The following is an 11952-nucleotide window of genomic DNA, read 5'->3' on the forward strand; positions in this document are numbered from 1 at the left end:
GGCAAGACCGTGGATTACCGCAGCGTGGCAGAGATTGACCGGGCCATCGAGGCGTTGGACCGCGAGATCGCCGCGGCCGAGGGGCGGCGTATTGTGCGGCAGGTGCGTATCACCACATCCAAGGGGCTGTGATCTATGGGCCTGTTCGACAAATTTCGCCGCCCAACCCAAGGCGGCCCCGCTGCCGTGCGTGCCCGCCTTGAAGGTGCGATGTCCAAACGCCGGTTGCGCGGTTGGAACCCACCGCTGGAAAACATCAACGCGCTTGTGGCTTCGGGTGGCCCGAGGCTGCTGGCCCGTGCCCGTGAGTTAGTTGTCACCAACGGTTACGCTGCGAATGCCTGCGAGGCCTTTGCCTCCAATATGGTGGGGGATGGCATCAAGCCGTCGTCGCTGATTGAGGATGCAGGCCTGCGGGATCGCGTCCAGCGGCTCTGGCTCGCCTGGACCGACGAGGCGGATGCCGACGGGCTGACCGATTTCTACGGGCTGCAGGCGATGGTGGCCCGGGAGATGTTCGTCGCGGGTGAATGCTTTGTGCGGATGCGCCCCCGACGGGCCGAAGATGGTCTGCTGGTGCCGCTGCAGATGCAGCTGCTGCAATCGGAAATGCTGCCCTTCGAGAAGACTGAGACGGCGGCAAATGGCAATCGCATCCGCTGCGGTATCGAGTTCGACCTGATCGGGCGACGCGTGGCCTATCACTTCCGCCGCAGCCATCCCGGTGACAGCACGGATCAGCGCGTCGCAATACCGCAAACCGTGCGTGTTCTGGCCGAGGACGTGCTGCATATCTATCGCCCCATAGATGCCGGACAAATCCGCGGACTGCCGCATGTCGCCCCCGCGATGGTGCGGCTGTTCTTGCTCGATCAGTACGACGATGCGGAACTCGACCGCAAAAAGACGGCAGCGATGTTTGCGGGGTTCATCACCAAGACAGCACCAGAAGACCCGATGATGGGCGAGAGCGAGGCGGATCTGGACGGGGCGGCCATTGCCAGCCTTGAGCCCGGCACGATGCAGGTGCTGCTGCCGGGCGAGGACGTGACCTTCTCAAGCCCTGCCGATGTCGGCGGCGGCTATGAGGCGTTCCAGTACCGCACACTACTGGCGGTGTCGGCCTCACTGGGGCTGCCGTATCATCTGGTCACTGGCGATGTGCGCCAGGCCAACTATTCGAGCCTGCGCGCAGAGCTGGTCGAATTCCGCCGCCGCGTGCAGCAATTGCAGCACGGGGTGATCGCGCATCAGCTCTGCCGCCCGATCTGGGCGCGTTGGCTGGAGACGGCACACCTGGCGGGGCGGCTGGATCTGCCTGATCCGGTAGCTGCGCGCATGGTGCAGTGGATCCCGCCCCGCTGGGACTGGGTCGATCCGCTGAAAGACATCCAGGCGCAGGTGCTGGCGATGGAAGCGGGCATCACCTCGCGGCGCAAGGTGGTCGAGGCCACGGGCTATGATGTCGAAGAGGTCGACCGCGAAAACGCCGCTGATGCCGCACGGACAAAGCAGTTGGGGCTCGTGTACAGAACCAGCCCCGGGGAGACGCAAGGCGCGCGGGCAACACCTGCAGGGCGGCCTGATCCGGGTGACGGGGCCGACGGCGACAATGGCGAGGATGCGGCTGCGAGCGATCCCGCCACCAATCAGGAGTAATACAATGAACACTTGGTACACGATGCGCGCCCACGCTTCGGGCGCGGAAGTGCTGATCTATGACGAAATCGGTGCCTACGGCGTTTCGGCCAAGGGGTTTCTGGCCGAGCTGGGTGCACTGCCGGACAGTATGCCGATTGATCTGCGCCTCAACAGCCCCGGTGGATCCGTCTTTGATGCCGTGGCGATCTACAATGCGCTGAGCCGCCACGCAGGCATGATTACGGTCTGGATCGACGGCATCGCCGCGTCGGCCGCAAGTTATATCGCGATGGCGGGCGACGAGATCGTCATGCCGGAAAACGCATTTTTGATGATCCATGACCCATCCGGCATTGTCATGGGCACGGCGGCGGATATGCGTGACATGGCCGGAACGCTGGACAAGATCGCAGCCAGCATGACGCGGGGATACGCCACCAAGTCCGGCAAACCCGAGGATGAGATTGCGGCGCTGCAATCGGCCGAGACCTGGTTTGACGCAAAGGACGCGCTCGACGCAGGCCTTGCCACGCGCATGGCAGAGCCCGTGCGCATCGCCGCCAGCTTCGACATTGGCCGGTTCCGCAACGCACCGCCCGAACTGATCGAGGCAGTGGAGGCAGACAGTGCGGCACCCGGGTCCCACATCGTTGGTGACGACAACGATGTGGAGGGCAGGGACGCTCCGCCAGTCGCACCTGATCCTGCGACCAAGGTTCCCGCCGGGAACGTTGATCCGGTGGTCACAGCCGACGATCCATCGCGTTCAAATGGGCAGAGCGGGGGTGTTCCAGAGGGAAACACCCAACCAGACCCTGAACACCCGACATCCACAGAACCAATCCCGGCCGCAGACGACGTCACAAATATCCGCGCCGAGGCCATCGCCCATGCGCGTGTCGTGATCGACCTCTGCCGCCTTGCGGGCCAGCCGCAGATTGCGGGCCGGTTCCTCGAGGAGGACGCCAGTCTCGACGAAGTCCGGACCCGGCTTCTCGCTGCCAAGGCCGAGGCAGCCCCCGACATCACCGCTGCACACGCCCAGCCCGGGCGCGCGGCGACCACCCAATCCTGGGGCGATGTGATCGCCCGTACCTTCAAGACGAAAGGCTAACCCATCATGACCACGCTCACTGAAGGCAAACACGCGGGCGGCTTCCTCGTCTGGGAAGTGCTGCGCGACTATAACCGAGAAACCGTCACACTCGTATCCGGCGCGGGCAAGCTCGCCCCCGGCACTGTGCTGGGCCGGATCACCACGGGTGGCAAGTACACGATCCTGACCCCGGGCGCATCCAACGGCAGCCAGAATGCCGCTGGCATTCTCTGGGGTCCGGTCGATGCCACTGATGCCGATGCGCCGGGCGTTGTGATCCTGCGTGGCCCGGTCATCGTGAACCGTCACGAGATCATCTGGCCCGAGGGCGCGACCGAGGCGCAGATCACCACCGCCACCACGGCTTTGGCAGCACTTGGCATCATTCTGCGCTGAGCCTGAGCGCCGCTTCACCAGTATCCACAAAACAGAAGGAGGCACGCTGTGGCCACCATGGACATTTTTGAAGGCGACGCCTTCTCCATTATCGAGCTGACCCGTGCGCTCGAAAACATTCCCTTCAAACCTGCAATCCTGTCTGGTGCGGCCCTCTTCGGCAGCCGGGGCGTGCGCGCGCGGACCGTGATGATCGAAAGCCGGGATGGCACGTTGTCGCTGATCCCGTTCTCGGAACGCGGCTCTGCCTATGAGAACCAGATCCCCGAACGCCGTGAGATGCGCGCGTTTGTGTGTCGCCAGTTCAAGAAGCAGGACGTGCTTTGGGCTTCTGAAATCCAGGCCATCCGCGACTTTGGCTCGGAAACCGCGACCCAGCAGGTGCAGACCGAGGTGGCGCGCAAGATGGGGCGTTTGCGCAATGACGCTGAGGCCACCTTCGAGTTCCACCTGTTCAACGGTATCCAGGGCGTGGTGAAGGACCCGCGGGATGGGGCCACGGTGATCAACTACTTCACCGAGTTCAACATCACCCCGGCCGCCGAGGTCGACTTTGATCTCGACAATGCCACCCCCGGCTCGGGTGCGCTGCGCAAGCGCTGTCAGGCAATGATCGAAAGCGTCGAGGACAGCTTGGGTGGTCTGGCTGCCGGTCAGGTGCAACTGCGGGCCGAATGTGGCTCGGCTTTCTTTGCTGATCTGGTCGCCCATAAGGAAGTCCGTGAGACCTATCTCAACACAGCAGCCGCCGCCGATCTGCGCGGCCGGGTGGGGGAAGAGGTCAGCTTCGGCGGCATCACCTTCCGCCGCTACCGCGGGGGTCTGGGTTTTGGTGTGCCGACTGACAAGGCCTACTTCTACCCGGAGGGCGTCGAGGGGCTGTTTGAGATCTACTACGCCCCGGCTGATACCTTCGAGACGGTCAACACGGTGGGCCTGCCGCTCTATGCGCGGATGATCCCCGATCGCGATCGCGACGAATGGGTGCGGCTGGAGATCGAAAGCAACCCGCTGCCGATCTGCACGCGGCCGCAGGTTCTGCGTTCAGCACGGCGGACGTAATGTCTGCCTTTGTTGAGACGCTCGGGGTATTATTTGCCGACCCGAACATCTCTGTTGAGATCTGGCACCGGGACAGCGAGGGACAGTTCACGCGGGCACGGGGCATCTTGCGCCGCCCAGACGAGATCACCGAGTTCGGGTCGGCACGGCTACTCTCTGAGACGACACGCATCGACGTTCAGGTCAAAGACATCCCTGATCCCCGCCCGCAGGAACAGATCCTGATCGGCGAGGACACGTTCTTGATCCAGGGCGAGCCACGCAGGGACCGCGAGCGGCTGATCTGGACTTTGGAGTTGTCCCCCGCATGAAACTTGGCCTCGATATCAGCCCTGATCTCGTTGCGGTCATGGCTGCGGAGGTGAAAGCTGGCGAAAAGGCGGTCACGGCCGCCATGCGCGAGGCCGGAACCGGTCTGAAATCCGACTGGCGTGGGCAGATCACGCAAGCGGGTCTTGGTCGGAGGTTGGGCAATTCGATCCGCAGCCAAACCTACCCAAAGGTCGGGGAGAGCCTCGATGCGGCGGCCATGGTGTGGTCAAAAGCGCCCGTGATCATTGGTGCTCATGACACAGGTCCGCTGATCCGCTCGAAGGATGGGTTCTGGCTGGCAATCCCGACGCCTGCTGCGGGTAAGGGCGCGCGAGGCAGACGTCTCTCCCCCGGTGAATGGGAACGGCGGCGCGGGTTACGCCTGCGCTTTGTCTATCGTCGCCGCGGCCCGAGCCTGTTGGTCGCGGATGGGCGTTTGAACAACCGGGGACTGGGAGTGGCGTCGCGCTCGAAGACGGGGCGCGGAAAGGCAACGGTGCCGATCTTTCTGCTGGTGCCGCAGGTGAAGCTGGCAAAGCGACTGGACTTGGCTCGCGATGCTGAACGCGTTCAGGCTGCGGTTCCGGGACTGATCGTGGCGAATTGGGTGGAGGCAAAACTATGAGCGCGCGCGAAACGATCCTATCTGCGCTGCACGCACGGCTCTCAATGCTGCCTGCCGCCGCATTGCGCGGCGACGTGCTGCCCGAACGCGTTCCGTCTCAGGGCCTGCTGATCCTGCGCGACGGCGAGCCGGGGGAGCCCGAGGTCACGTTGTCGCCGCTGCGCTACCACTACCAGCACCGCGCCGAGATCGAAGCTGTCGTTCAGGGTAAAGACCGTGACGCCACCTTTGACACGCTGACCGCCAGCATCGGCGCGGCCATTGCCGCTGATCGAACGCTGGGCGGCCTCTGCGATTGGGTCGAGGCGGAAGCCCCACGGCCTGTCGATCTGCTTGTCGAAGGGGGTGCCAGTTTGAAAGCGGCCGTTATCCCCGTGGTGCTGCATTATGGAGCGGCGGACGCATTGTCCTAAAATTGAAGCATATCAGATTGGCCGGGTCCACTTGAAACGCTGCAAGCGTTATTGGTGCAGATTTTTCACCGTCAAGAAGAGCTTAAACCGAGGTTCACTCGCTATAGGTGTTTGAAATTATGACAACGAAAAAAACGATCATAACGAGCACTGCCATGAGTAAAAAAGGTTTGAAGCGGTTCTTCTTGCGCTGTGGTTTTTTGAAATCTAGTCCCAATAGTTCTGTTCTCTGCTTCTTGCCCCCAAGCTTGATTGGGGCGAAAAATAGCAGAGATACGCAAAAGTGCGATGATTCATTTGAACCTAGCTTTTGCGGTTTGGTTGACATTGAAGGTTACCGTCAATGACAGCGCCAGCCTCAACGGAAATTCTCTCACATTGGATATCTGCGTTGGTAAGGCTCTTGCTCTTCAGCGTTACATCTTCTGCAAAGAGGCTTCCGGTTATTTCACCGCTGGTTGTAAAGTGTTTGGTTCGGATTTGACCGGTAATTTGTCCGTCTGCACCGATGAAGAGCGTATCAGAGCTGACATCTCCTGTTATGCGGCCAGCGAAATCAAGTATGCCTGTCGTGCTAAGGTTACCTGTGATGACCAAATCTGATTGAACAATAGACCTTTTGCGTTTGTCACGTGGTGGCGCAGGCATCTCCCCTGGCAGTGGTGACCTTGAGGACGCATACGAAAGTTCGTCATCAAGAACTTCAGGTGTCTTGCGCTCATCTGCTTTGGTTTGTTTTCCAAAAATGGACATCAGTTTTCCCTCCGAAGTTCAATCAATCGAAAAATCAAAAAACGTCAAGATAATAGCGACTTGCTGGTCTGACACCACAGCTGACATTCAAGGAGAAGACGATGGCACGAGCCCAAGGGGCGCGGGCGCAGATGGCGCTTGCGTTTGAGACGACCTATGGCACGCCGCCTGTGAGCGGCTTCACGAAAATGCCCTTCGCCAGCACGACGCTTGGCGCGGAGCAGCCGCTGCAGACATCGGAACTCTTGGGCTACGGCCGGGATCCGCAGGCCCCGATCAAGGATGCGGAGACGGCAGACGGCGATGTTGTGATCCCGATCGATGCCGCGGCCTTTGGCGTGTGGCTGAAGGCTGCTTTTGGAGCACCAACAACCAGCGGCTCCGAGGCACCCTATAGCCACGAGTACCGCTCCGGAAACTGGTCCCTGCCGTCGCTCTCGATCGAGACGGGAATGCCGGAGGTGCCACGGTTTGCGATGTATTCGGGCTGTATGGTGGACAGCCTAAATTGGCAGATGGCGCGGTCCGGATTACTCACCGCCACCGCCAGCATCGTGGCGCAAGGCGAGGAAATCGCCACGGGCAGCGCGGCAGGAACGCCCGCCAATATCGGGTTGAAACGCTTCGGACATTTCAACGGGGCCATCACGCGGAACGGGGCCAACATAGGTAACGTTGTCTCTGCCGACCTTACCTATGCCAACAACCTCGACCGCATCGAGACGATCCGGGCCGATGGCAAGATAGACGGGGCGGATCCCTCGATTGCAGCTCTGACCGGCAATATAGTTGTCCGTTTTGCGGATCAAACATTGGTGCAGCAGGCGATCAACGGCGAGGCCTGTGAACTCGAATTCTCCTACACGCTGCCGACGGGTGAGAGCCTGACCCTGACTGCCCACGCGGTCTACCTGCCGCGTCCCCGGATCGAAATCTCAGGACCCCAAGGCGTGCAGGCGACCTTCGATTGGCAAGCTGCCAGCGACGCTGCCGTGGGCCGCATGTGCACCGTCACCCTCACCAATGATCGGGATACCTATTGATGCTCCGACTGAACCTCTCCAATGAACTTCTCTGGCTTGATCTCGGCCACGGCGTCCGCCTTCTTGTCGAACCGCTGACCACAGCGGTCATGCTCGCCGCACGCAGTGATCCCGCGATCATGGCGGCCACTCAAAGCGCAGATGTTGAAAATAGTCCCTCGAACGACGATCTCGCACGCATCGTGGCGAAGGCCGTCGCACGCATCGTGGTGAAGGATTGGGAGGGCGTCGGCGATGCGGACGACAAACCGCTGCCCGTGACGCCCGACGGCATTGATGCACTCTTGGAGATTTGGCCGATCTTCGAGGCCTTTCAGACGTGCTACATCGCCGGTGCCCTGATCCTGGACGCGGAAAAAAACGCCTGACCGCTCTCGCCGACTGGGAGTTCGGCGGGGGCGGTGATTATTGCGCAGCGTGTTCTGGCCCTTGCCCTGAGTGTCCTCGGACCATTAACGCGCCGCTCACGATGGAAGGCTGGCAGGTCTGGGATCTCGTCCAGCGCCTCGGTGGTCAGCTGCGCGTTGCAGGTGGCATGAGCGGCGGGGCCGTGATCGGCTGGGACATGGGGGCGGCCCTGCAGCTTGGCGCTGCCCTCGGGCTCTCACCTCTCGCCATCGCGGAACTGCTGCCGCCCATCGAGGCGGTGATGGTGCGCAAAACCAACCAAGAGATCGAACATCGCCATGGCTGAGAAGAAGGTATCCGTCCGGCTCTCCGCGACCGGCGGCCGACAGGTGCGCGCCGAGCTCGAAGGTGTCGGAGAGGCAGGTAAGCGCGGGTTTGGTCGTCTCTCGCGCGAAATGGAGCAGGCCAACGCCCGTATGGCGGCCTTCGCACGTCGGGCCCGGGTTGCGGCAACGGCCGCTGCTGCCGCACTCAGTGCCGCCGTAGTCTCCATGACGCGGTCCACCGTTGCGGCGGCAAATGAAATCAGCCAGCTGAGCCAGGTGGCCAATGCCAACCCGGAAGTATTCCAGCGCTGGTCGGCGGCTTCAGCCACGGTGGGTGTCGAACAGGAAAAACTCGCAGACATCCTGAAGGACGTGAACGATCGGGTAGGGGATTTCCTGCAGACGGGCGGTGGTCCAATGGCGGATTTCTTCGAAAATATCGCACCAAGAGTAGGTGTGACGGCCGATCAGTTCGCACGGCTCTCGGGTCCGGAGGCGCTGCAGCTATATGTCGACAGCCTGGAACGGGCAGGCGTCAGCCAACAGGAGATGACTTTCTATCTCGAGGCGATGGCGTCGGATGCGACCCGGCTCATTCCGCTTTTGCAGAACGGCGGGGTGGAAATGACCCGCCTTGGCGATCAGGCGCAGCGCCTTGGAGCCGTGCTTGATGCCGATGCGATTGCAGCGATGCGGCGATCCGAACTGGCGCTTGTCAGCATCGGGCAGGTCTTCACCGGGGTGCGCAACCGGATTGCGGTGGCGCTAGCGCCCACGCTAGAGGCCGCGGCCAATGCGTTCGTCGCGCTTGCGTCCAGCAGCAGCCCTATCAGTCGAGCTTTTGATGCAGTGCTGGCCAACCTTGATCGTCTGGCCATCTACGCCGGAACCTTCGCCACCTTCCTCGCCGGACGCTGGGTCGCAGCCATGGCAGCCGCTGCGCTGTCCGTGCGTGGGTTGGCGGCGACGCTCGTCGTGTTGAAGGGCGCGCTCATTCGTACCGGCATTGGCGCGCTGATCGTGGGCGCCGGGGAACTGGTTTACTGGTTTACCCGTCTGGCGTCCGGCGCGGGCGGCTTCGGTGAAGCCATGCGGCTCTTGAAGAATGTCGCGATCGAGGTCTGGGATCGGATCAAGATGGGCGCGTCGGCTGCTGGGGCAGGGGCCACGGCGATGTTCTATGACCTGAAGGCGGACGCCGCTTCGGGCATGGCCTCGGCCATCGAGAGTGTTGTGGGGTTCGGCAACAGTACCGCCAACACCTTCGAGGGTGCTCTCCTGGCCGTGCTCGAGATATGGTCGCGATTGCCCGCAGTGATCGGCGATCTCGTATTCTCTGCTGCCAACCGCATGCTCGACGGGATCGAGGCCATGCTAAACGGCGCGATCCGCCGGGTGGATGCCTTCACTGGCAAGATCCGTGACGCTCTGGCCGCGGTCGGGATCGAGACCACTTTTGGCGAAATCCGCGAGATCACCCTCGGCGACATTGAAAACCCCTATTTGGGAGCGTCGGCTGATGCAGGGACAGCCGCAGCAGAGGCTTTCCGGCGTGCCTTTGAGGACAATCCGCTCGCCGCCCCCGACCTTGGGCTGGACGGCATCGCAGCGGAGGCGCTGGCGACCGCCAATACATATCGGCAAGCGGCGACGGATCTTGCAAATGGGGCGACGGCACCGCTGACGTCTTGGGCCGCGCTGCGCGATGCCGTAGCGGATACAGGAGATGACGGAGCTTCGGCGTTGGATGACGCCACCACGTCTGCGGACCGCCTCGCTGATGCGGTGAGCAGGGCGGGTGGAGCGGCTGGAAAGGCGAAGGATGCCATCGTCACGGGTTTTGGTGCCATTTCGAAGTCGCTGTCGGACTACGCGAAGTCGGCGCTTGATTTGGGCAAGGGTCTTGGCGAGAGCCTTATGGGGGCCTTTCGCGGGGCGGAGAGCGCCTTTCGCAGCTTCGTTGAAACCGGCAAGCTCGACTTCAAAAGCCTCGTGCGCTCGATCCTCGCCGATTTGGCGGTGCTGGCCTTCAAGCGCGCCGTGTTGGGGCCTCTCGCCAATGCGCTTTCCGGCATTTTTGGAGGTGGGTCTGTAACGGCGGCCGTCTCGCATGCGGGTGGCATCGTCGGTTTGTCTGGCACACAGCGTGCCGTTCCGGCGCTCGCCTTCGCTGGCGCGCCAAGACTACACGCCGGAGGTTGGGCGGGACTTCGGCCCGATGAAGTGCCGACGATCCTGCAACGCGGTGAGCGAGTGCTGAACCGTCGCGAAGCTGCCCAATATGGCCACGCGCGCCAAGGGTCCGGCGGCGTCACCGTGAACATCGATGCCCGGGGCGCGCAGATGGGCGTGGCTGAACAGATCGACGCCCGGCTGCGTGCCGTTCTGCCGGAAATCAAACGTGTTGCCATCCAAAGCGTCGCTGAGCGCCGCGCCAGAGGCTATGCCATATGACCGTTCCAACACTTCCCCTACATCTGGTTGGAAGCCTCGAGAGGCGCCTGGTCGCGAGTGTGACGGCTGCCACCTCGGGTTTTACCGGTAGCCAGCAAGTGCAGGACTGGGGCGGCGAATGGTGGGAGTTCACCTTCGAGATGGCGCTGACCAGGGGCCGGGATGCGCGCCGCCTGGCGGCCTTCTTCGCCGGGCTTGGCGGAATGCGCGGGCGTTTCCTGTTTTGCGATCCCTCAGCCGGTCGCTCGGATCTCCTGGCCGATCCCATTGTCAGCGGTGCCGGGCAGACCGGGAATGCGCTTGTCACAAGCGGATGGGCACCGTCATCACCCGCGCTTGAAACAGGTGACTTCATCTCGCTTGGGACCGATACCGATACGCGGCTTTTTCAGGTCACCGCAGATGCCGTGGCGAATGGATCGGGCGTGGCGACCCTGCAGATCACGCCCCGTCTCCGATCCTCGCCCTTGAACGGCGCTGCCCTGGAAATCATCGCCCCTGCTGTCCTGCTGCGCCTGGGCAAGCGCATGATATGAAAGGTGTCGCGCCGTTGATCAGGGGCGTTTCTTTTGACGCGCTGCTCGCGGACAAGGCGTTTGACGCGGACTGGCTATTACAAGACCTTGATGAGCGCGGTGCAACCGCTGTGATCCCACCCAAAGCCAACCGCAAGATCCAGCGCGATTATGATGCGGAGGTCTACAAGTGGCGGCATCTGGTGGAGAATTACTTCGCAAAGATCAAAGAGTTCAGAGGGATAGCCACAAGATACGACAAAACGGACTGTAGCTATGCAGCGTGTTGGAACCTCGTAGCAGCACTCATAGCTTCAAGATGATTTTCCACAGGCCCTAGAACCATTCATCAACGGGCACCTGAAAAGTGAGCACTTTTGGTAATGGGCCCCGATCAGCGAGTGGTCCAAGCGGTTCGTCAGATCGCAAGAAGCTGCTTCCAGTCGCGTGGACCTAGGGAAATGGCGCTACCGTCTTGTCGGTTCGAATCCCAGTTCCTCCCCGCAACGCCTTGACCAGGGTATGCTGCCTCAATTTCCCGACCAATGAGATCCACTGTACCGAGGTCTAGGGTAAAACTCCCTGTTAAGCAGGGAATTTACAGGGGAAAATCGTGAATATGGCAGGAAATACAGTTTCTGGACAGTAATTTTAACGCAAGAACAGTCGCTTAGAATCGATTCCCTTAAAAATAATATCAGGGAAACCATTTCCGTTTTGTGGGCAACAGGGATGGAGTCTTCAGAATGTTTGACCACCCCTGCACAGCCTTGCTGCACTGACCACCAAGGGGGCCACACATGAGAAAAGCCTTACCTTATTACTAGTAGATCTTTTCTTTCTGTACTGCTAGATTATGCCGATGTCAGAAGCCCTGCGAATACGTTCTGGTAGTTTTGGCCGTGTCGCACTTCTGGATATGGATCGCAATCTTGTGCGGCACGCTCATCCCCACTGCCATGTCCTTT

Annotated in this window: 13 protein-coding genes and 1 pseudogene; 13 read left to right on the forward strand and 1 reads right to left on the reverse strand. The window is 61.4% G+C overall.

All coding sequences use genetic code 11. From position 1 onward, the window contains the following. Window positions 1-135: 135 nt before the first annotated feature. Genes QZ196_RS15840 through QZ196_RS15870 form a run of 7 tightly spaced genes read left to right on the forward strand, consistent with a single transcriptional unit; the run spans window position 136 to window position 5545 of the window. On the forward strand, window positions 136-1659 hold the full coding sequence (locus QZ196_RS15840) for a phage portal protein (protein WP_296428171.1): 1524 nt from the start codon (window positions 136-138) through the stop codon (window positions 1657-1659). A 4-nt stretch (window positions 1660-1663) separates the two neighbouring features. Next, on the forward strand, window positions 1664-2755 hold the full coding sequence (locus tag QZ196_RS15845; protein ID WP_296428173.1) for a head maturation protease, ClpP-related: 1092 nt from the start codon (window positions 1664-1666) through the stop codon (window positions 2753-2755). 6 nt (window positions 2756-2761) lie between these two features. Next, window positions 2762-3133 carry a head decoration protein gene (locus QZ196_RS15850; protein WP_296428176.1) on the forward strand — a complete coding sequence of 124 codons (372 nt, stop codon included), beginning with the start codon at window positions 2762-2764 and terminating at the stop codon, window positions 3131-3133. 57 nt (window positions 3134-3190) lie between these two features. After that, window positions 3191-4195, forward strand: a complete 1005-nt coding sequence (locus QZ196_RS15855; RefSeq protein ID WP_296428192.1) for a major capsid protein — start codon at window positions 3191-3193, stop codon at window positions 4193-4195. Further along, complete coding sequence (locus tag QZ196_RS15860) at window positions 4195-4506, forward strand: hypothetical protein (protein WP_296428180.1); 312 nt, start codon at window positions 4195-4197, stop codon at window positions 4504-4506. Before QZ196_RS15855 ends, QZ196_RS15860 begins: the two co-directional genes overlap by 1 nt. Continuing rightward, complete coding sequence (locus QZ196_RS15865) at window positions 4503-5132, forward strand: DUF6441 family protein (protein WP_296428182.1); 630 nt, start codon at window positions 4503-4505, stop codon at window positions 5130-5132. Before QZ196_RS15860 ends, QZ196_RS15865 begins: the two co-directional genes overlap by 4 nt. After that, window positions 5129-5545, forward strand: a complete 417-nt coding sequence (locus QZ196_RS15870) for an acyl-CoA transferase (RefSeq protein ID WP_296428184.1) — start codon at window positions 5129-5131, stop codon at window positions 5543-5545. The genes QZ196_RS15865 and QZ196_RS15870 overlap by 4 nt, the downstream gene beginning before the upstream one ends. Window positions 5546-5848: 303 nt before the next feature. Here the strand turns inward: QZ196_RS15870 and QZ196_RS15875 are convergent, their stop codons facing one another. Next, complete coding sequence (locus QZ196_RS15875; RefSeq protein WP_296428185.1) at window positions 5849-6298, reverse strand: polymer-forming cytoskeletal protein; 450 nt, start codon at window positions 6296-6298, stop codon at window positions 5849-5851. Window positions 6299-6399: 101 nt separating this feature from the next. On the opposite strand from QZ196_RS15875, the gene QZ196_RS15880 reads away from it, so the two are divergent. The 6 genes and pseudogenes from QZ196_RS15880 to QZ196_RS15905 form a co-directional block, all read left to right on the forward strand. After that, window positions 6400-7341: a phage tail tube protein gene (locus tag QZ196_RS15880; protein WP_296428186.1), complete on the forward strand. Its 942-nt coding sequence runs from the start codon at window positions 6400-6402 to the stop codon at window positions 7339-7341. Beyond that, window positions 7341-7709 carry a hypothetical protein gene (locus QZ196_RS15885; RefSeq protein ID WP_296428188.1) on the forward strand — a complete coding sequence of 123 codons (369 nt, stop codon included), beginning with the start codon at window positions 7341-7343 and terminating at the stop codon, window positions 7707-7709. The genes QZ196_RS15880 and QZ196_RS15885 overlap by 1 nt, the downstream gene beginning before the upstream one ends. A gap of 101 nt (window positions 7710-7810) precedes the next feature. After that, window positions 7811-8035: a hypothetical protein gene (locus QZ196_RS15890; RefSeq protein WP_296428189.1), complete on the forward strand. Its 225-nt coding sequence runs from the start codon at window positions 7811-7813 to the stop codon at window positions 8033-8035. Continuing rightward, window positions 8028-10469, forward strand: a complete 2442-nt coding sequence (locus QZ196_RS15895) for a phage tail tape measure C-terminal domain-containing protein (protein WP_296428190.1) — start codon at window positions 8028-8030, stop codon at window positions 10467-10469. Before QZ196_RS15890 ends, QZ196_RS15895 begins: the two co-directional genes overlap by 8 nt. Then, window positions 10466-11005, forward strand: a complete 540-nt coding sequence (locus tag QZ196_RS15900; protein ID WP_296428191.1) for a hypothetical protein — start codon at window positions 10466-10468, stop codon at window positions 11003-11005. Before QZ196_RS15895 ends, QZ196_RS15900 begins: the two co-directional genes overlap by 4 nt. Beyond that, window positions 10984-11307: pseudogene (locus QZ196_RS15905) on the forward strand (transposase); the annotation flags it as partial. The gene QZ196_RS15900 and the pseudogene QZ196_RS15905, both read left to right, overlap by 22 nt. Between the last annotated feature and the right edge of the window lie 645 nt (window positions 11308-11952).

The sequence above is a fragment of the Yoonia sp. genome, from assembly GCF_017854565.1.
Lineage (GTDB): Bacteria > Pseudomonadota > Alphaproteobacteria > Rhodobacterales > Rhodobacteraceae > Yoonia.